This is a genomic window from Nocardioides sp. OK12 (genome assembly GCF_024341885.1).
In the GTDB taxonomy this organism is placed as follows: Bacteria; Actinomycetota; Actinomycetes; order Propionibacteriales; family Nocardioidaceae; genus Nocardioides; species Nocardioides marinisabuli.
Genome location: NZ_BNET01000003.1, coordinates 214,444 through 229,939, shown reverse-complemented (window position 1 = coordinate 229,939; position 15,496 = coordinate 214,444). Strand labels below are relative to the sequence as shown.

At 67.6% G+C, this 15,496-nt stretch carries 34 protein-coding genes; all 34 read left to right on the top strand.

Going from position 1 to position 15,496, the window contains the following annotated elements; genetic code table 11:
* Positions 1–90 precede the first annotated feature (90 nt).
* The 34 genes from OCU29_RS08515 (at position 91) to OCU29_RS08350 (ending at position 14,938) form a co-directional block, all read left to right on the top strand.
* Positions 91–339 (top strand): helix-turn-helix transcriptional regulator, encoded by a 249-nt coding sequence (locus OCU29_RS08515; protein ID WP_261819576.1) that lies wholly within the window; start codon positions 91–93, stop codon positions 337–339.
* Positions 336–881: a GIY-YIG nuclease family protein gene (locus tag OCU29_RS08510; RefSeq protein WP_261819575.1), complete on the top strand. Its 546-nt coding sequence runs from the start codon at positions 336–338 to the stop codon at positions 879–881. The genes OCU29_RS08515 and OCU29_RS08510 overlap by 4 nt, the downstream gene beginning before the upstream one ends.
* A complete protein-coding gene (locus tag OCU29_RS08505; protein ID WP_261819574.1) occupies positions 878–1,078 on the top strand; it encodes a helix-turn-helix domain-containing protein in 201 nt (66 codons plus the stop codon). Before OCU29_RS08510 ends, OCU29_RS08505 begins: the two co-directional genes overlap by 4 nt.
* Complete coding sequence (locus tag OCU29_RS08500; RefSeq protein ID WP_261819573.1) at positions 1,078–1,233, top strand: hypothetical protein; 156 nt, start codon at positions 1,078–1,080, stop codon at positions 1,231–1,233. Before OCU29_RS08505 ends, OCU29_RS08500 begins: the two co-directional genes overlap by 1 nt.
* Before the next feature lie 390 nt (positions 1,234–1,623).
* The gene (locus OCU29_RS08495; protein ID WP_261819572.1) at positions 1,624–1,791 is read left to right on the top strand and encodes a hypothetical protein; all 168 of its coding nucleotides are present in this window, start codon (positions 1,624–1,626) and stop codon (positions 1,789–1,791) included.
* Complete coding sequence (locus OCU29_RS08490) at positions 1,788–2,006, top strand: hypothetical protein (RefSeq protein ID WP_261819571.1); 219 nt, start codon at positions 1,788–1,790, stop codon at positions 2,004–2,006. Before OCU29_RS08495 ends, OCU29_RS08490 begins: the two co-directional genes overlap by 4 nt.
* An 88-nt stretch (positions 2,007–2,094) precedes the next feature.
* Positions 2,095–2,229, top strand: coding sequence for a hypothetical protein (locus tag OCU29_RS08485; RefSeq protein WP_261819570.1), 135 nt, complete (start codon positions 2,095–2,097; stop codon positions 2,227–2,229).
* Positions 2,226–2,918 (top strand): hypothetical protein, encoded by a 693-nt coding sequence (locus OCU29_RS08480; protein WP_261819569.1) that lies wholly within the window; start codon positions 2,226–2,228, stop codon positions 2,916–2,918. Before OCU29_RS08485 ends, OCU29_RS08480 begins: the two co-directional genes overlap by 4 nt.
* A 31-nt stretch (positions 2,919–2,949) precedes the next feature.
* A complete protein-coding gene (locus OCU29_RS08475) occupies positions 2,950–3,219 on the top strand; it encodes a hypothetical protein (protein ID WP_261819568.1) in 270 nt (89 codons plus the stop codon).
* The gene (locus OCU29_RS08470; protein ID WP_261819567.1) at positions 3,216–3,416 is read left to right on the top strand and encodes a hypothetical protein; all 201 of its coding nucleotides are present in this window, start codon (positions 3,216–3,218) and stop codon (positions 3,414–3,416) included. The genes OCU29_RS08475 and OCU29_RS08470 overlap by 4 nt, the downstream gene beginning before the upstream one ends.
* Positions 3,413–3,553 (top strand): hypothetical protein, encoded by a 141-nt coding sequence (locus tag OCU29_RS08465; RefSeq protein ID WP_261819566.1) that lies wholly within the window; start codon positions 3,413–3,415, stop codon positions 3,551–3,553. Before OCU29_RS08470 ends, OCU29_RS08465 begins: the two co-directional genes overlap by 4 nt.
* Positions 3,550–3,693, top strand: a complete 144-nt coding sequence (locus tag OCU29_RS08460; protein ID WP_261819565.1) for a hypothetical protein — start codon at positions 3,550–3,552, stop codon at positions 3,691–3,693. Before OCU29_RS08465 ends, OCU29_RS08460 begins: the two co-directional genes overlap by 4 nt.
* Positions 3,690–3,842 carry a hypothetical protein gene (locus tag OCU29_RS08455; RefSeq protein ID WP_261819564.1) on the top strand — a complete coding sequence of 51 codons (153 nt, stop codon included), beginning with the start codon at positions 3,690–3,692 and terminating at the stop codon, positions 3,840–3,842. Before OCU29_RS08460 ends, OCU29_RS08455 begins: the two co-directional genes overlap by 4 nt.
* Positions 3,839–4,507 carry a lambda exonuclease family protein gene (locus OCU29_RS08450; RefSeq protein ID WP_261819563.1) on the top strand — a complete coding sequence of 223 codons (669 nt, stop codon included), beginning with the start codon at positions 3,839–3,841 and terminating at the stop codon, positions 4,505–4,507. The genes OCU29_RS08455 and OCU29_RS08450 overlap by 4 nt, the downstream gene beginning before the upstream one ends.
* Before the next feature lies 1 nt (position 4,508).
* Positions 4,509–4,952, top strand: a complete 444-nt coding sequence (locus tag OCU29_RS08445) for an HNH endonuclease signature motif containing protein (RefSeq protein WP_261819562.1) — start codon at positions 4,509–4,511, stop codon at positions 4,950–4,952.
* Positions 4,949–5,431, top strand: a complete 483-nt coding sequence (locus OCU29_RS08440) for a hypothetical protein (protein ID WP_261819561.1) — start codon at positions 4,949–4,951, stop codon at positions 5,429–5,431. The genes OCU29_RS08445 and OCU29_RS08440 overlap by 4 nt, the downstream gene beginning before the upstream one ends.
* Positions 5,428–5,571, top strand: a complete 144-nt coding sequence (locus tag OCU29_RS08435; protein ID WP_261819560.1) for a hypothetical protein — start codon at positions 5,428–5,430, stop codon at positions 5,569–5,571. Before OCU29_RS08440 ends, OCU29_RS08435 begins: the two co-directional genes overlap by 4 nt.
* 180 nt (positions 5,572–5,751) lie before the next feature.
* A complete protein-coding gene (locus OCU29_RS08430; RefSeq protein ID WP_261819559.1) occupies positions 5,752–6,051 on the top strand; it encodes a hypothetical protein in 300 nt (99 codons plus the stop codon).
* Entirely contained in the window at positions 6,048–6,395 is a 348-nt protein-coding gene (locus OCU29_RS08425; protein WP_261819558.1) for a hypothetical protein, read from the top strand. Before OCU29_RS08430 ends, OCU29_RS08425 begins: the two co-directional genes overlap by 4 nt.
* A gap of 20 nt (positions 6,396–6,415) precedes the next feature.
* Positions 6,416–6,544, top strand: coding sequence for a hypothetical protein (locus tag OCU29_RS08420; protein WP_261819557.1), 129 nt, complete (start codon positions 6,416–6,418; stop codon positions 6,542–6,544).
* A 14-nt stretch (positions 6,545–6,558) separates the two neighbouring features.
* Positions 6,559–6,729: a hypothetical protein gene (locus OCU29_RS08415; RefSeq protein WP_261819556.1), complete on the top strand. Its 171-nt coding sequence runs from the start codon at positions 6,559–6,561 to the stop codon at positions 6,727–6,729.
* A complete protein-coding gene (locus OCU29_RS08410; protein ID WP_261819555.1) occupies positions 6,726–7,379 on the top strand; it encodes a hypothetical protein in 654 nt (217 codons plus the stop codon). Before OCU29_RS08415 ends, OCU29_RS08410 begins: the two co-directional genes overlap by 4 nt.
* An 11-nt stretch (positions 7,380–7,390) precedes the next feature.
* The gene (gene ssb / locus OCU29_RS08405) at positions 7,391–7,849 is read left to right on the top strand and encodes a single-stranded DNA-binding protein (RefSeq protein ID WP_261819554.1); all 459 of its coding nucleotides are present in this window, start codon (positions 7,391–7,393) and stop codon (positions 7,847–7,849) included.
* Positions 7,850–8,153: 304 nt separating this feature from the next.
* Positions 8,154–8,552, top strand: a complete 399-nt coding sequence (locus tag OCU29_RS08400; RefSeq protein WP_261819553.1) for an HNH endonuclease signature motif containing protein — start codon at positions 8,154–8,156, stop codon at positions 8,550–8,552.
* The gene (locus OCU29_RS08395; RefSeq protein ID WP_261819552.1) at positions 8,530–9,303 is read left to right on the top strand and encodes a DnaT-like ssDNA-binding domain-containing protein; all 774 of its coding nucleotides are present in this window, start codon (positions 8,530–8,532) and stop codon (positions 9,301–9,303) included. The genes OCU29_RS08400 and OCU29_RS08395 overlap by 23 nt, the downstream gene beginning before the upstream one ends.
* Positions 9,300–10,511, top strand: a complete 1,212-nt coding sequence (locus OCU29_RS08390; protein ID WP_261819551.1) for an AAA family ATPase — start codon at positions 9,300–9,302, stop codon at positions 10,509–10,511. The genes OCU29_RS08395 and OCU29_RS08390 overlap by 4 nt, the downstream gene beginning before the upstream one ends.
* A 160-nt stretch (positions 10,512–10,671) precedes the next feature.
* Positions 10,672–10,932: a hypothetical protein gene (locus tag OCU29_RS08385; RefSeq protein WP_261819550.1), complete on the top strand. Its 261-nt coding sequence runs from the start codon at positions 10,672–10,674 to the stop codon at positions 10,930–10,932.
* A gap of 436 nt (positions 10,933–11,368) precedes the next feature.
* On the top strand, positions 11,369–11,614 hold the full coding sequence (locus OCU29_RS08380) for a hypothetical protein (RefSeq protein ID WP_261819549.1): 246 nt from the start codon (positions 11,369–11,371) through the stop codon (positions 11,612–11,614).
* On the top strand, positions 11,611–12,048 hold the full coding sequence (locus OCU29_RS08375) for a hypothetical protein (protein WP_261819548.1): 438 nt from the start codon (positions 11,611–11,613) through the stop codon (positions 12,046–12,048). Before OCU29_RS08380 ends, OCU29_RS08375 begins: the two co-directional genes overlap by 4 nt.
* Entirely contained in the window at positions 12,045–12,962 is a 918-nt protein-coding gene (locus OCU29_RS08370; protein ID WP_261819547.1) for a hypothetical protein, read from the top strand. The genes OCU29_RS08375 and OCU29_RS08370 overlap by 4 nt, the downstream gene beginning before the upstream one ends.
* A gap of 272 nt (positions 12,963–13,234) precedes the next feature.
* On the top strand, positions 13,235–13,456 hold the full coding sequence (locus OCU29_RS08365) for a hypothetical protein (RefSeq protein WP_261819546.1): 222 nt from the start codon (positions 13,235–13,237) through the stop codon (positions 13,454–13,456).
* Position 13,457: 1 nt separating this feature from the next.
* Positions 13,458–13,640, top strand: coding sequence for a hypothetical protein (locus OCU29_RS08360; protein ID WP_261819545.1), 183 nt, complete (start codon positions 13,458–13,460; stop codon positions 13,638–13,640).
* Positions 13,641–13,844: 204 nt separating this feature from the next.
* Positions 13,845–14,096, top strand: coding sequence for a hypothetical protein (locus tag OCU29_RS08355; protein WP_261819544.1), 252 nt, complete (start codon positions 13,845–13,847; stop codon positions 14,094–14,096).
* On the top strand, positions 14,093–14,938 hold the full coding sequence (locus OCU29_RS08350) for a hypothetical protein (protein ID WP_261819543.1): 846 nt from the start codon (positions 14,093–14,095) through the stop codon (positions 14,936–14,938). Before OCU29_RS08355 ends, OCU29_RS08350 begins: the two co-directional genes overlap by 4 nt.
* Positions 14,939–15,496 lie beyond the last annotated feature (558 nt).

The following is a 15,496-nucleotide window of genomic DNA, read 5'->3' as shown; positions in this document are numbered from 1 at the left end:
AGCGCAGAATCATCCGCAGGTACTTGACACCAAGACAACGAGGAGCGGAGAATGGGCACACACCGGAAACGCTGGCCGAAGGGCACATGGATGAAGCTGCACAGCGGAAAGATCCTGCGGGGCCTGATGGACAAGAAGCGACTGTCGAACGCCGACGTCGCACTCGCGGCGGGCGTGGGGCGCACCTTCATCAGCGCCCTGGTCAACGGCCGCCGGACCTCCTGCACGCCGGCCGTTGCCGAGCGCATCGCGGAGCGCCTTGACGTCCCCCTCGACATGCTTTTCGACCCCCGAGCGTCCGCAGTCAGCGGACGAAACATCAAGGAGAACGCGGCATGACCGACCCCTACGACTTCAACGCCTTCCTGTTCCTGGGAGCCAGGCGCCCCGAGGGGGTGGAGGACGCCCCGGTCTCCACAACCCACATCAAGTCCACCCGCCCCCACAAGCGGCAGGTGATCCACCGCCCCGAGTTCACGGCGACCGCCGACCTCGACGGCAAGACCGTCCTCGGGGCTCGCTACCTCTGCGGCCACGGATGCGCTGAGGTGGTCCCCGTCGAGGGCGACGTGACCGACCTCAACCTCTGCTCACGGTGCGAGCGGCTGTTCTCGCACGACTCTCGCTGGGCGGTCTACTGCTACCGCGACGAGGAGGGCGCGCCGCTCTACATCGGGCAGACGTTCTGGATCACCGAGCGAGACCGCCAGCACGCCACGTCCAAGAAGTCCGCCGCTTGGTACTCGCAGCAGCTCACGCTCGAGGTGCTGAGTCGCCACCGCACCCAGGAAGAAGCGGTCGAGGCTGAGCGCCAGGCCATCCACGACCTGCGGCCCCGCTTCAACGTCCAGCACAACCGTGGACGGCGGGTGGCGGCATGACTCGCCTCGCCTACCAGCTCAAGGACGCCGCCACCGAAGCAGGCGTCTCGGTCGACACGCTCAAGAAGGCCATCGGCACGGGCGCCCTCCGCGCCCACAAGACCAGCCGCCACCCCGAGACGGGGGAGCCAGTCGGTCGAATCCTGATCCGTCACGCCGACCTCGTGGCGTGGCTCGACGGTCTGGAGGCGGCGTGATGCACGAGCGCTCGGATGCCCGCAAGTCCCGCCTGGAGCGCGAGGCCACTGCCGCCGCTGAGCATCGCGCCCGTGTCATGGCGGCGCGTATCGAGGCGTTCGCGGAGGAGATGGCGTTGCGTGACGCGCTGGCCCGGAATCAGGGGACGGCATGAGCAGCCACTCCGCCGAGACAGACGCGACGTGCGCGTGCAGTCACGACGCCGACGTTCACGACCAGTACGGGTGTGTGACGTGCTGGGTGACGCATCGCCTTGACGGGTGCGACGGGTACCGCGCTCCCAGCACTCCGACCGGACAGACGGGCGCTCCCCAGTGACCGCCTTCAAGCTCGCCCACGCCGCGGCCTACATCGGCGCCCGTCTTGCCGGCGAGGTGTTCAACGTCCTGGCCCGCGACGTCATCAAGCGGCCGACGCACAACCCCTAGTCAGCCGTCGCGGCTGGTGGCCTCGAGCCCTGGTCGCGTCGGTGCCAATCAAGCGCGAACGGGCCGCACCCATCACAGCCGGCCCGCCCGCAACATCACTCACTGAGGAGTATCGCATGACCAGCAGAGCACACATTCCCGTCGAGGACAGCGATGCCCTCGAGCGGATGGCCTGGCGATCGGGCGCATCCATCGAACGCAGCTCGGACCTTGAGCGCGTCTACCTGACGATGCCGAACGGGGTCACGTACTGGGCCCCATCGCCGAACGAGGTGACGTGTTGAGCGCCTTCCTGCACAACCTCGCCGTGACTGTGTTCTACGGCGTGACGTGGATCGGTGGGATCGGCCTGTTCGTCGGATTCAGCCTCAATGCGATCGAAGGCGTTTACAAGGTTCGCCCGGTCGTCTCGGCCTTGCTGTCTGCGCTCGGTGCCCTGTTGCTGCTGGTCGGCATGTCGGCCGCCGTGTCGGGTTTCGAGTGGGAGGTCGTGCGATGAGCGCCCACCTCGACCGCGCCCGCGAGATGGCCGAGTGTGCCGCCGCCCGCCTCGCCCTCATCGACCACGACCCGCGCAAGGAGGAGTCATGACCGCGCTCATCTTCGCCCCGTTCTGCTGGCTGCTGCTGGCCCTCACTGTCGGCGGTGTCACGTCGGCGTGGTGGGCCGAGCGGACCAGTCAGTCGCCCACGACAGAGGTGACCGAGAGGAGTGCCCAATGAGCGCCGAACTGCTGATCGAATCCGATGGTGGCGCCAGGGCCGAGGATGGCGTTGGACACAAGAGCGCCGCCCTCGACAACGCCACGATGATGGCCCGCATTGCGGATCTCTACTTCCGCCCCGGCATGAGCATCGCGGACCCGATGCGCGGCTCCGACGTGTTCTGGAAGCACATCGACCGCAGCCTCTATGACCTGCGGCTGACCGACATCAAGGATGGCGTCGATGCGCGGATGCTGCCCTACGCGGACCAGTCCTTCCATGCGGTCGTGCTCGACCCGCCCTACCGATACGTGGAGGCGGCGACCAGCTCGGCTGGACTGCGGATGCTTGAGGGGAATGGCTACAACCTTGAATCGGTGCGCGGCAAGGGCCACGACGCAGTAATGGGTCTCTATCGAGACGTCATGCGAGAGGGCGAGCGCATCCTGATGCGCGGCGGGTACATGGTCGTCAAGTGCCAGGACACGATCACTGACGGCAAGCAGCAGTGGGTCCACAGCGATCTGATGGACTTCGCCCGCTCTATCGGCTGCGAACCCATCGACTTGGCGGTCGTCACCCCCGCCCAGGTGCCGCCGACTCGCTGGAAGATTCAGCGGTCGCTTCGCAAGTCTCACTCGTACTTCATCGTCTGCCGCAAGGGTGGACGGTGGCCGTTCGGCTACAAGTCGGTGAGCGCCCGATGATCCAGTCTGTTCGTCCCGATGGGCCAGTCCAGTGACCCCCGAGTGGCTGCGTCGCCTCGCCGACTGGTGGCACAAGGACGCCGCAACCTCGTACTGGCTCCACAACCAGCAGATCAGCCGCGCCGAGTTCGACCACCTGTGCCGCGGTGTGCAGCCCCACGAGGTCGACCCCGAGACGCAAGCCATGTGGGACCAGCACGTCTCGGACGCGCTCGAGGTGTGCGAGACGCCTCTCCACGACCAGCTCGCAGCCGAACGCCTCGTCGCCGAGATCGAGCAGTGGCGCAGGGGGCTCGCATGAGCAAGGTCCGTTGGAAGCGCGGCGACTACGCCAGGCGCGGAGAGCAGGTCGGGCGCGTCATCGACGTCCACCCCGGCACGTCATCGGCGCCCCTCGACCCGCCCAACCTGTCGGTACTGCTGCCCGGCGCCGACCGACTCGTCCTGTGGTGGGGCTCGGATGTCAGCCCCGCCGCCCCGTCGAAGGAGGTCGCATGACCGCCATCGACCTGCACGCCGCACTCGCCGCCACCGGAATCAACCCCGACGGCCCCCGCGACTACCACGACCCCGAGCTCATGTCCTGGGGCGAGACGTTGGCTGACCGGCGCCACGACCAACAGGAGCAGCGATGAGTGCCTACCTCCGCGTCCTGCCCGAGTGCAACTACACCTGCCGCTCCTGTGGCCTCGACACCTGCCGCGACCGCGACCCATCACCCGCCGAAGACGACCACTACTGCGCCGACTGTGCGCCGTGGGAGGAGACCGCATGACCACCTACCGAGCCACCATCACCTTCGACCTGGCAGACGGCGACGCTGTCGACGCCGCCACTGCCGCAACCCTCTTCGGCGAGCGCCTGTTCTCCGAAGCCCCCGACTTCTCCGTCACTTCGCTGTCGGTCACGCAGGAGTCGGCATGACACTCACCATCCTGCACGACCTCGAGCAAGGCACAGCGGAATGGCACGACGCCCGCCGCGGCATCGTCACCGCCTCCACCGTGGGCAAGCTGCTCACCCCCACCCTCAAGGTCGCCAACAACGACACCGCGCGGGCAGTCACCGCGACGCTGGTGGCCGAGCGGATCACGGGCTACACGGAGCCCACCTTCGCCAATGACGACATGATCCGCGGCCAACTGTCCGAGCCGATCGCCCGCGACCTGTACTCGGGGCACTTCGAGCAGGTCGACGAGGTGGGGTTCCTTCGCCTCGACGAAGACGGCTGGACCCTCGGCGCATCTCCTGACGGACTGGTCGGCGAGGACGGTGGCCTAGAGGTCAAATCCCCGAGGGCCAAGGGGCACATCCTCACGATCCTCCGCGACGAGGTGCCGGCCATCTACATGCCGCAGGTGCAGGCGTGCCTCCTCGTGTCCGGGCGGCGCTGGTGGGATTACTGCTCCTACCACGCCGGTCTCCCGCTCTACGTGAAGCGCGTCTACCCCGACCCAGCCTGGTTCGAGGCGATCGAGGCGGCGTGCATTGCCTTCGAGGAGAAGGCCGCCGAGATGGTCGCCGACTTCGAGCGCCGGAGCGCAGGGATGCCGCAGACCGAACGCCTCGACCTCGAGCTGGTGATCTGAGGTGGGCTACAAGCATGGCGCCCCCATCGACCGATTCGCCCAGAAGGTCGCGCTGACCGACGCCGGCTGTCTCGTGTGGCTCGCCTGCACCAACAGCACGGGCTACGGAACCTTCGCGGGCGGCGCTGGCAAGACCGTCATGGCGCACCGCTGGTCCTACGAGCACCACGTTGGCCCCATCCCCGAGGGCCTACACCTGGACCACCTCTGCCGAAACCGTGCTTGCGTCAACCCTGAGCACCTCGAGCCCGTGACGGTGAGCGCCAACCTACTCCGCTCCGTCGAGGTCGGGAAGTCCAACGCCCGCAAAACCCACTGCCCCAGCGGGCACCCGTACTCCGCCGACAACGTCTATCTGTATTCGACGCCGGCCAAGCCGATCAACCGCCTATGTCGCGCCTGCCGTCGCGCCCGCGCGCAAAAGAATCGAGAGAACGCAGCATGAGCACCTTCGACATCTCCGAAACCCTCGCACCCAATTCCGACCAACTAGACGCGATCGAGCTGGTCGCCGGCCCTCGCATCTTCATCATCGCCAACGTGGCGAAGGGCAGCGCCGAGCAGCCTGTCGACATCCACTTCGCCAACTTCCCGCGACCGTGGCGACCAAGCAAGGGGATGCGCCGCGTCCTCGCTAACTGCTGGGGTGTCGACGCATCCCAGTGGGCCACCCGCGCCGTCGAGTTGTTCTTCGACCCCGAGGTGACCTTCGGGAAGGACAAGCCGGGGGGCACGCGTATCAGTCGCCTGTCGCACATCGACAAGCCTGTCCGCACGCCGCTGCTGGTGGCTCGCGGCAAGTCGGCTGTGTTCGTCGTCGACCCGCTGCCCCGCGCCGACATCCTCAGGGCCGAGTGGGTGGGTGCGACCCCCGAGCGCCGCGCCGAGATCGAGGCCGAGATGGCGGGGGGTGCGTCGGCATGATCGACCGACTCTTGACGACGGTGCAGGCGGTCATCGCTGCCGTATGGGTATTCCTGTACCTCTCGACCGGCGACCCCACTTGGGCGGCACTCGCGACCTTCGCCGCGCTGACCACCCTCACGATGGCGGCGAGCGCATGAGAGCCCTCGCGTTCGTCGCCCTCACCGCGCTCCTCGACGGCCTCCTGCACCCCGCCGCTGACCTCGTGGCCGCGGTTGAGGGGTGGGCGGCATGATCCGCGCCGCCCTCTGCACCTGGCTCCTCGGCCTCTTCTCGCTCGTCGGCGCCGCGCAGGTCGAGGACGACAGTGAGGACGAGACGTGAGCGCCGGGGATCTGCTGGTCGCCGCGAGCCGAATCCGCGACCAGCAGAGGCTCGCAGAGAGTGAAGGTCGCATCGACTTCCGTGAGTGCGCCGCCTGGCTCGCGGTTGCTGAGTGGCTGGACATGGCTGCCGAGAAGTGGCGCCAGGACTACGAGGCCACCCAGCGTCCCAGCCCCGGCATCGACCAGCCGCCCGGCATCCACTTCGGCAACCCTGACGCCGCTGCCGCCAATGCCGACTGGCACGCGGGCAACGCACTCAAGGTCGCACGCGCCTACCTCGGGGACCCGACGTGACCCGCAATCGAGCCACCGCCCGAGCCGCGGGGACGAAGTGGGAGACCGCGATCGTCGCCGCCCTCGTCGACCACGGCTGGCCCCACGCCGAACGCCGCCGACTCGCAGGCGCACTCGACCGCGGCGACATAGCCGGGGTGCCAGGGGTCGTCATCGAAGCCAAAAACACCAAGTCCTACGACCCGGCAGGCGCACTCACCGAAGCCACCCGCGAAGCCGCCAACGACAACGCACCCATCGCCGCCGCATGGATCAAGCGGCACGGCAAGACCAGCGCCACCGAGGGCCTAGTCGTCATCTCGGGCGCCACCTTCATGCAACTACTCAAGGAAGCCGGTTACTGATGCCTAACAACGCAGCAATGATGCGCCGACTCGAAGCCCTCGGCCCCGTGCAGCCCAACCCTGAGGGCGAGGCTGCCGTGCGTCGCCTTGTCGCCGACCGACCGGACGCCGACGCCCTGCTGGCGATGATCCTCGGGGAGTCGGCATGAGTGGGTCGGGAGCGATGGCCCTGACCGGCGTGGCGCTCGCCGTTGTCGCCGTCGTCCTCTCGTTCGCCGCAAACAACTTCGCGATCGGCCCCACTCGCAGTCACTACGCCCGCCTCGGGTGGGTGGCCTTCACTCTCGCCATTGTGGGCCTGACCTCCGCCGCATGGATCGAGGCGCTGCGATGACGTTCTCGCCCACCGAGCCAACCCCGTGCGACGGCGACAACCGGTGGCTCTCCGTCGACCCCAGCGACATCAAGAGCGCCCTCGCCGGATGCCTCGAATGCCCCGCCCTCTACCGCCCCCACCCAGCCTTCGGGGGAATCTCCTGCACCGAGATGCGGGCCGAGCTGATAGCCACCGACCCCTACTTCCCCGACTTCGAGGGCGTCATGGCCGGCGAGGTCCACGACCCGATCGCCGAACGTCGAGAGAAGAGGAGGGAGCGGCGGGCAGCCAGGAAGGCCGCCACCCCCGAAACCCACTACAACGCCAACCTGGCCGCATGGAACGCCGCCAAGCGCGACGCCACCCACTGCAAGCGCGGCCACGAGTTCGACGAGGACAACACCTACGTCGACCCGAAGGGCAACCGCGCCTGCCGCACCTGTGTCCGCGCCCAGAAGGCAGCACACCGCGCCAAGCAAGCCAAGAACCCCCGCCCCCGCGCCACCGAGTGCATGAGGGGCCACGAGTTCACCGTCGAGAACACCTACGTCACGAAGGACGGGCGGCAGCGGTGCCGCATCTGCCGACGCGCTCGCCAGAAGGCCAGCGACCTGCGCCTCAAGACCAGCAAGACCCAGCCCACCACCCGCCGCAACAACGCGGCCTGAAAGGAACCACCATGCTCCCCACCATCACCCTAGAGGGCCGCGCCGTGAACGACCCCGAGCTGCGCTTCACCGCCCAGGGCAAGGCCGTCGCGAACTTCCGTGTCGCCGCCAGCGAGTCCAAGAAGAACGACGCCGGCCAGTGGGAAGACGGAGACAAGCTGTTCGTCAACGTCGCCGTCTGGGACCAGGCAGGCGAGGCCATCGCTGAGCACGTCAGCAAGGGCGACAAGGTCGTCGTCACCGGCCGCCTCTACGAGCGCGAGTACGAGACCAGCGCAGGCGAGAAGCGACGCAGCCTCGAGGTCAAGTTCGCCACCGTCGCGAAGGTCGTCGAGGCCCCGCGTGGTGAGCGTCAGTCGGCCCAGCGCGCCCCGCAGCAGCAGGGCGGCGAGTGGGGCCAGCAGCAGTCAGCCCAGCAGTCGCAGCGTGACCCGTGGGCGACCGGCCCGACCCAGGAGCCGCCGTTCTGAGTCCAATGTGGATGACGTGAACCGCCCAACGTAACTCAGTGTAGGATAAGGGTACAAGTAAAAAGTGCCCCGGGACCTGTTAGCGCAGGCCCGGGGCCGCCCTGTCCTGATACCACCAGAACGGAGCACTAGGCATGATTCTACCTGCCGAAGACCCAACGCAAGTCCCAGCACCAACCTGCCCCAAGTGCGGCCTGGTCGCCTCGAACTCCTACACCCACGAGCGCAACGGCATCGTTGACGCCGGGTATGTCGACGAGGCCAACCACCTGTGGACCGTCCGCTGGGATGCAGGTGCCGCCTGATGCCGCGCGGAGATCACTGGCCGAACTGGCGCGAGCGCCTCATCGCCGGCCAGCAGGAGGCCCCCAGCGGCTGCCACGAATGGCAGCGCTCCCGCAACAACAAGGGCTACGGCGTCATCTACTTCGACGGGAAGCTGCACCTCGCCCATCGCGCCGCCTGGCTCGCCCACTACTCGGAGTGGCCGCCTGAGGGTTTGGTCGTCGACCACATCTGCAACAACCCGGCCTGCGTGCGAATCGAGCACCTTCGACTCCTGACGAATGGCGACAACATCCGCCGCGCCTACCCGCGCGGTGACGAGAAGACCGAGCGCCGCCGCGCGCAGAACAACGAGGCCAAGGCGCGGTATCGCGCACGCCTCCAGATGAAGCGGGGTGGTTCAAATACCGTGGTTTAAGGTTGACGACAACCTGGCCTTCCATCACAAGAGCGTCGCGGCCGGCAACTCCGCGATGGGCCTCTGGGTTCGCGCCGGATCGTGGTGCGCCCAGAACCTCCTCGACGGCTTCGTGCCCGACCACATGCTGACCCGCATGGGCACCGCCGCTCAGGTCGAGAAGTTGATCTCGGTTGGCCTCTGGGATCGCAAAGAGGGCGGAATCGTCTTCCATCAGTGGACGGAACGCCAGCCACTTAGGTCCGAAGTGACTGCGGAACGGGATGCGGCTAAGGAGCGAATGAGATCCATTCGGGCCGCAAAAAAGGGTGTGAAAAAGGAGTCTTCGCAGGTCAGCGAGTCGGGTTCGCCCGAACTTCCGCGAACGGCCCCGGAGGTGTTCGGCAACCCCGACCCGACCCAGCCCGACCCGACCCTTAATAGTGCTTCCGCGGCCGACGAAACCCCCGCGGCTTCGCCGCCAAAGCGCAGCAAAAGGAAGCCCGCCCTGCCGCTGTCCGACGACTGGCGCCCCACCGAGGATCACCTCAAGCGGTGCCGCGATCTGGGCGTCGACCCTGGCATCGAGCTGGCGCGGTTCCGGGCGCACGCCGAAGCCAACGACCGTCGTCAGGCGAGTTGGAACGCCGCGTTTACTCAGTGGCTCCTCAATGCTCGACCAAGCGGCAATGTGCGCCCCATCCGACCAGAGCCGGACGAGCAGGGGCGCATCCAGCTCCCGCCGCTGCCGAGGGGGTTCTTCGACCAGTGAACGAGCCCACCGCCCGCGACGCCGAGCGCACACTCCTCTCGGCCTGCCTGTTCACCAAGACGGCCCGCACCGAAGCGCGCCGCCACCTCACCAGCCGCGACTTCGACGACCCCCGCCACGAAGCGATCTGGGATGCGATGAGCAACCTCGACCGCCACAAGCGCAACGTGGACGCCGCGATCCTCAACGAAGTGCTCCACGGCACCGGAGCCCAGCCGGTGCTCCTCGAGGTCGTCACCGCCAACGGCATCCCCGACAACGTGCCCGAGTACGCCGCCATCGTCCGCGGGTACGCCACCAAGCGCCGCCTCGCATCTGAGGCCCGCCAGGTGCTCGCCGATGTCGAGAAGGTCGGCGTCAACGCCACCGGTCTCGCCGCCCAGGTCGCCACCCGGTTCGCCGGCATTCGCGACACGGGCAGCACCCACGACGACGTGACCGCCCTGACTGTGGCCGAGTTGCTGACCCAGGAGGACGACGAGCCCGAGTGGCTGATCCCCGGCCTGCTGGAGAAGCGCGACCGGTTCATGCTCACTGGCGAGGAGGGGCTGGGCAAGTCGCATCTGCTGCGCCAGTTCGCGATCCATGCCGCCGCGGGACTCAACCCGTTCGACATGACCCAGAAGTTCGAGCCGATCCGCACCTGTCTCATCGACTGCGAGAACTCGTGGTCGCAGGTGCGGCGCAAGGTTCGGCCCGGTGTCGAGTGGGCGGCGCGCTGGGGGCAGAACCCGTCCGACCGGATGATGGTCGACTGCATCAGCCGCATCGACATTCGCCGTGACCGCGACCTGTCCCGCATCCATCAGCTCCTCGACGCCCAGCAGCCCGACCTTGTGGTCATCGGCCCGCTGTACCGCCTGGTGCCTATCGCGATCCAGTCTGACGACGACGCCGCCCCGGTGCTCGCTGCGTTGGACACGATCCGGGAGCGGGGTTGTGCGTTGCTGATGGAGGCCCACGCCGGCCACGCGATCGGCAAGGGCGGGGTGCGTGACCTGCGCCCCCGCGGCTCGAGCGCACTCCTGGGCTGGCCTGAGTTCGGTTACGGGATGCGCGGTATCGGGGCCGAGGGGTACGCCGACCTGATCCCGTGGCGTGGTCAGCGCGAGGAGCGCGACATCCCGACCCGGCTCCGCAAGGCAGACGGCTTTCGCTGGCTGCCCCACACCGACATGTACGGCTACAACGAAGGGGGCGCGGCATGAGCAGCGCACACGGAACCCACTCCGCTTACGTGCAGGGCTGTCGCTGCGACGACTGTAAGACCGCCCGCCGCGAATACATGCGCGACTACCGCGCCCGCAAGGCCAACCCGAACGCCCGGCAGCACCGTTGCCCGAGCTGCACCTGCCAGAAGGAGTCCGCATGACCATCGACAGCACCATTCACAGCCTCATCGACCACGAGTTCGCCGCGGCCTACGCCAAGCACAACGGCAAGACGCCGCGATCCCACGGGGTCGGTGACGCGACGTCGCTGGTCGTGCTGGTCGAGGAGGTGGGCGAGGTTGCCCGCGCCATGACCTATGACGAGGGCGACATCGACAACTTGGCCGCCGAGCTGATCCAGGTCGCCACGATGGCCGCGGCGTGGGCCGAGCGACTGATCGTGCGAGGTGACGCATGACCGCCACCAAGCAAGCCGAACGCGAGACCGCACGAGCAGCCGACCGGGCAGCACGAGACGAGAGGGAGTCGGCATGAGTGAGTCCGCCGAGAATGATTGGACCCGCGAGACGTACCGGGGATGGTTCGGGCGCACCGCTAGGCGTAGGTGCCCGCACTCTCGACTGGTCGGCATCTACGGCGACCCGATCAACCACAACGGCGGGTGGCGGCTGGGGTGCCTCCAGTGCTGGCGCTACATCGACGGCCCCGTGGCGCTGGCGCGACACCGCATGGACGAGCCGCGCACTCCGACCGGACAGTCCACCCCCGCCGCCGACGAAGGGGCCGACCGATGACCCACCGCGACCAGACAACCAGCCGCGTGTTTCTCATGGCGACCGTTCGAGGCGGAATGGCAGCAACGAGAAACACCCGCCACGACGAAGGGGCCGGCCATGAGTGAGACCACCGAGGCGCTGATCGAGCGGGTGCTGGCTGAGCACCAGTGGTGTGGCTACCTAACCGAGCCCGACCACCGAGCCCACGTAGCCGCCGCCATCGCCGAAGCACTCGCCGGGCCCAGCCACGTGCGGCGCGCTCACAACCACCGGCCCTACGACCCGCCCTGCAATGAGCGGGCAGTTGGGCCACACCTCACCATCCGGGGCGCCTGCCTCAACGACGACGGGAGCGACCGATGACCGCCGACCGCTGGACCCACCACGACCCGGCTGTGCGCGCGCTGATCCGTGCGGCGCAAGCGGAGGCGTGGGACTCGGGCGCCATCGCTGCATCCCCATACGGCGGCGGTTACCTGCGCTCGCTGCTGATCCAGAACCCCCACCGCGACCTCGACGCCCTGGGGTTCCTCCGCGCCGCACTGGCACCCGCACCCACCGAGGACGCGGACGTGCGGCAGATCGGCTCAGACGAGCGCGTAGAGGCATGTGAGCACTCCCCGCAGTACCAGCGATCCGAGTGCGCGCCGTGCGGACACCAAGTCGCGTGGTGTGAGCGGTGCGAAGTGGACCTATGTGGCTGCACCCCGCACAACGACTACGACGGTGCCGCCGCAGACCGACGCAGCCTGCACGACCCCGACAGCGGCCGGATCGACAACTGGAGTGAGCGATGAGTGAGACCCACGAGCCCCAGGCCGCACCCGTCGTCAAGGTCGCACAGGATCTTCGCGCCATCGAAGAGCTGTTCGAGGCGGTGCTAGTCCAAGCCGTCCACAAAGCCAACGATCGACTCATGCCAGGCGGGGAGGCAATGGTCGCCCTCGCCAGCGTCGGCTCACCCCGCGAATGGGAAGAGCGGATCGAAGCAGCCGAGCACTACCACCTCGCCACCTGCGAACGGCTCGACCACACCCGCTGCCGGTACGCCGAACACGCAGCCGACGAAGACGGACACGAGCCGATCCTGCAAACGCTCGTGTTCTGGACCGAACAGGCGCGCGGCTACGACCTCGACCGGCGACCAACGATCGCCACCGAGGTCAACTTCCTGCGCGGCTGGTTGAACTGGGCGTGGGACAACCTGCCCGAGTTCGACGACTTCGCGAAGGACGTCCGCTCGGCCAAGTCGCGCCTTGAGAACCTGCTCATGGCCGGCGAGCGTGCCGAGCGTGGCGCCCCGTGCATGTACGACGAGTGCAAGGGCGCGCGGGTGATGCGGAAGCTGGAGCCGTACCGCGACAGTGGTGGCGAGAAGGCGTGGCGCTGGTCCGACTGGCACTGCCCCAGGTGCAAGCGGTCGTGGGACGAGGACCGCTATGCCGCCAACGTGGCCGCGGCGCACTGGTCCACGCAGATCGAGATGGTGGGCGACGAGACGTGGTGCTCGGTCAAGTACGCGGCCCGTCAAGCCGAGCTGCCCGAGTCCACGATCCGCGCGTGGGTCACCCAGACCAAGAAGCAAGAGCGACCAGTCGACCGCGAGTTCCCGATCGTGACGGCGTGCGTGGTCCTCGGTAGGCGCGAAGGCTTTGTCTGCCTCGACCACATCCTGGCGCGCCGGGACCGTCCGAGGGGGAAAGTGGCATGAATTACACCATTGTGGTACGCTAGTCAACGTAGCAGCCTAGGCGTGACTTGCGTCCCCGAAAGTTGCACCAGCCGAAGCCCTGCGTCGCACGCCGACCGGGGCTTTGTGCATTCCCCGTACATGCCTGGCCCATCGCAACTCACCTGACGGCACGATGGACGGTCGCCCAGCGCGGCACGTCGTGAGCCGAACCCCTGCGAGTGAGCCCAGGCAGACCTCTGCTGCCGGCGCGCGGTGCCTCGACAGCCCGCGCGTCGGCACATGGAGGAAACATGGAACCCATCGGCGACCTGCTCGACAGCCTCGGCATCTGCCACCACCCCGAACCCGGCGAACTCATCGCAGGCGCCGTCGTGCTGCTCAAAGTCATCGACGAAGACGGCGACGTGTCCGTGCGGCAAGTGACCAGCGACGGCCTCAACTGGCTCGAGCGAATGGCGATGCTGCGAGTGGCCGAGCTGACCGAACGCCCCGAGTTCGAGGCGGACGAGTGACATGGCCGCAATCGACGCTGAGCAGGCGGCTGAGTTCCTAGAGGCGTACATCAGGTACGCCATGCACGAACACGCCGCGATCCTCCCCCGCGGCTACGACAGCGCACGACGCCGAGCAGAGATCCGCGCCGATATCGACGCCTCGTTCGACAAGCTCGCCGAATACCGGGCGGCGCTCGCATGAGCCGCCACGACTCGCAGCCGCCGATGGACGACTTCGTTCCCGAAGCCCGGCCGTGCCCCTCGTTCGAACGGCCCGGCTATCAGATTGCTGCCGTTAGTGGCAGTGAACTGTCAATCCCGCCCAACATCGTTCTCGGGAGCGAATAGCACCACCCCCATCCGCCGCCGCCCCCTCAATGAGCGGGCGCCGCCGAGAGGAAACCGCATGGCCCTCGCAGACATCGCCAACCGCCTCACCGACGAAGTGCCGTGGCGAACCTGCGCCACCTGCCACCACCTCGAGCAGATGAGCCCCGCCGACGCCAAGACGCTGCGGGCACTCCTGGCCGACCGGGGCGTGCGGTTCAAGGATCTGGCCCGCGAGCTGGAGGAAGACCCAGACTCGCCCACGATCCCGTGGGAAGCCCTGTCGCGTCACGCACGCGGCGGCTGCTCGGCGCGGGAGAACCTGCGATGAGCATGGAGCAGGTCGCCGCCGCCCTGACGCACAAGATCGCCCCCGGCGTCCGCAATCGCATCCTGATCCTGGACGTTGAGCGCCTGCCCGGAATCACCCAGCAGTCATGGTGGGACCGCGGCGACCTCAAGAACCGATACGTCCACCACGAGACGGTCACCCGCGAGCCCCGCACCACCATCGTCTGCGCCAAGTGGTACGACTCGGGCGAGGTCATCCGCCTGGCCGAGTGGGACAAGGGCGGCCGAGGCGCGTTCCTAAAGCGCGTTCACCGCCTCGTCAGCGAGGCCGACATCCTGGTCGGGCACAACGTCGACAATGCCGACGTGCCGTGGCTCAAGGGCGACTTCTACCTGCCGCGCATCGGACACTCGCACCGGCCCAAGCTGCCCGTGCTGCCCGAGCCGAAGACTGTAGACACGCTCAAGGTACTCCGCCGTCAGTTCAAGTCCGGCGCGCCCTTCAAGGGCCTCGACGCCTTCTGCCAGGTCGTCGGCATCCCCAGCAAGACCGACCGCTACGACCGCGACGCGATGGAGCGTGCAGTCGCCGGCAGCGTCGAGGACCGCCAGCGCCTCACCGACTACTGTGAGGGCGACGTCATCGCAACCCAGTGGCTCTACGACTGGCAGCGACCCCACATCAAGAACCACCCCGCGCTGTTCGTTGACGGGCAGAACAAGCTCGACACCTGCCGCGCATGTGGACACGAGACCAAGCCCATCGCCAAGCGCTACGTCGCCGACGTGATGACCTACACGATGCAGCGGTGTGTGGAGTGCGGCTGGCATGGGCGACTGTCGCTCGAGCCTGAGCGCATGAGCATCGTGCGGGGTGTGTGATGGATGGCGACAACCACCGCATGTACCTGTCGGGCGACGAGGACGGTTCCGTTCTCATCATCTGCACCCATCGCGACTGCATGAAGCCTGGCCGCACTACACCATTCAACCCCGAGGGGCTTTGGTTGCAGGACGTTGGCAACCTTCCCTATCAGCCCAGCCCTAACGAGGTCGTCTTTGCGTGGGAGCGCCACCTCGACGCAGCACATGGGGCGAGGTGACGTGCCCACCATCTGCCCCGGACGACCCGACTGCACCTGCGACGCACAGTGGCGCTGCGGGTGCGGACGATCCAAGGTCACATGCGATGCGCTCGAGGGTTGCTGTGGTGGATGCCAGCACAGGCTGCGTGCTGTGTCGTGAGCTGCGGTGCGGGTGCGTGATCTGACGTGACGCCCGAGGAGTACGACGCGCTATGGACCTGCGGCTACTGCTCCACGCGACACGTCATCCCCAGCCTGGCGCGCGACTGCGAGGCGAGACATGAGCGGACGATGGACCAGCAGTAACCGAAGGGCCGAACTGCCCCGCGACTGGGAGCAACGCAGGCAGGCGGTC

What these genes read in the sequence shown, in the direction of transcription:
- OCU29_RS08505 (WP_261819574.1), top strand. Translation starts at nt 878, where the DNA reads ATGACTCGCCTCGCCTACCAGCTCAAGGACGCCGCCACCGAAGCAGGC.
- OCU29_RS08480 (WP_261819569.1), top strand. Translation starts at nt 2,226, where the DNA reads ATGAGCGCCGAACTGCTGATCGAATCCGATGGTGGCGCCAGGGCCGAG.
- OCU29_RS08465 (WP_261819566.1), top strand. Translation starts at nt 3,413, where the DNA reads ATGACCGCCATCGACCTGCACGCCGCACTCGCCGCCACCGGAATCAAC.
- OCU29_RS08415 (WP_261819556.1), top strand. Translation starts at nt 6,559, where the DNA reads ATGGCCCTGACCGGCGTGGCGCTCGCCGTTGTCGCCGTCGTCCTCTCG.
- OCU29_RS08440 (WP_261819561.1), top strand. Translation starts at nt 4,949, where the DNA reads ATGAGCACCTTCGACATCTCCGAAACCCTCGCACCCAATTCCGACCAA.
- OCU29_RS08455 (WP_261819564.1), top strand. Translation starts at nt 3,690, where the DNA reads ATGACCACCTACCGAGCCACCATCACCTTCGACCTGGCAGACGGCGAC.
- OCU29_RS08375 (WP_261819548.1), top strand. Translation starts at nt 11,611, where the DNA reads ATGACCGCCGACCGCTGGACCCACCACGACCCGGCTGTGCGCGCGCTG.
- OCU29_RS08410 (WP_261819555.1), top strand. Translation starts at nt 6,726, where the DNA reads ATGACGTTCTCGCCCACCGAGCCAACCCCGTGCGACGGCGACAACCGG.
- OCU29_RS08400 (WP_261819553.1), top strand. Translation starts at nt 8,154, where the DNA reads ATGCCGCGCGGAGATCACTGGCCGAACTGGCGCGAGCGCCTCATCGCC.
- OCU29_RS08485 (WP_261819570.1), top strand. Translation starts at nt 2,095, where the DNA reads ATGACCGCGCTCATCTTCGCCCCGTTCTGCTGGCTGCTGCTGGCCCTC.
- OCU29_RS08360 (WP_261819545.1), top strand. Translation starts at nt 13,458, where the DNA reads ATGGCCGCAATCGACGCTGAGCAGGCGGCTGAGTTCCTAGAGGCGTAC.
- OCU29_RS08470 (WP_261819567.1), top strand. Translation starts at nt 3,216, where the DNA reads ATGAGCAAGGTCCGTTGGAAGCGCGGCGACTACGCCAGGCGCGGAGAG.
- OCU29_RS08450 (WP_261819563.1), top strand. Translation starts at nt 3,839, where the DNA reads ATGACACTCACCATCCTGCACGACCTCGAGCAAGGCACAGCGGAATGG.
- OCU29_RS08435 (WP_261819560.1), top strand. Translation starts at nt 5,428, where the DNA reads ATGATCGACCGACTCTTGACGACGGTGCAGGCGGTCATCGCTGCCGTA.
- OCU29_RS08510 (WP_261819575.1), top strand. Translation starts at nt 336, where the DNA reads ATGACCGACCCCTACGACTTCAACGCCTTCCTGTTCCTGGGAGCCAGG.
- OCU29_RS08515 (WP_261819576.1), top strand. Translation starts at nt 91, where the DNA reads ATGAAGCTGCACAGCGGAAAGATCCTGCGGGGCCTGATGGACAAGAAG.
- OCU29_RS08365 (WP_261819546.1), top strand. Translation starts at nt 13,235, where the DNA reads ATGGAACCCATCGGCGACCTGCTCGACAGCCTCGGCATCTGCCACCAC.
- OCU29_RS08500 (WP_261819573.1), top strand. Translation starts at nt 1,078, where the DNA reads ATGCACGAGCGCTCGGATGCCCGCAAGTCCCGCCTGGAGCGCGAGGCC.
- OCU29_RS08380 (WP_261819549.1), top strand. Translation starts at nt 11,369, where the DNA reads ATGAGTGAGACCACCGAGGCGCTGATCGAGCGGGTGCTGGCTGAGCAC.
- OCU29_RS08420 (WP_261819557.1), top strand. Translation starts at nt 6,416, where the DNA reads ATGCGCCGACTCGAAGCCCTCGGCCCCGTGCAGCCCAACCCTGAGGGC.
- OCU29_RS08385 (WP_261819550.1), top strand. Translation starts at nt 10,672, where the DNA reads ATGACCATCGACAGCACCATTCACAGCCTCATCGACCACGAGTTCGCC.
- OCU29_RS08495 (WP_261819572.1), top strand. Translation starts at nt 1,624, where the DNA reads ATGACCAGCAGAGCACACATTCCCGTCGAGGACAGCGATGCCCTCGAG.
- OCU29_RS08460 (WP_261819565.1), top strand. Translation starts at nt 3,550, where the DNA reads ATGAGTGCCTACCTCCGCGTCCTGCCCGAGTGCAACTACACCTGCCGC.
- OCU29_RS08350 (WP_261819543.1), top strand. Translation starts at nt 14,093, where the DNA reads ATGAGCATGGAGCAGGTCGCCGCCGCCCTGACGCACAAGATCGCCCCC.
- OCU29_RS08355 (WP_261819544.1), top strand. Translation starts at nt 13,845, where the DNA reads ATGGCCCTCGCAGACATCGCCAACCGCCTCACCGACGAAGTGCCGTGG.
- ssb (WP_261819554.1), top strand. Translation starts at nt 7,391, where the DNA reads ATGCTCCCCACCATCACCCTAGAGGGCCGCGCCGTGAACGACCCCGAG.
- OCU29_RS08370 (WP_261819547.1), top strand. Translation starts at nt 12,045, where the DNA reads ATGAGTGAGACCCACGAGCCCCAGGCCGCACCCGTCGTCAAGGTCGCA.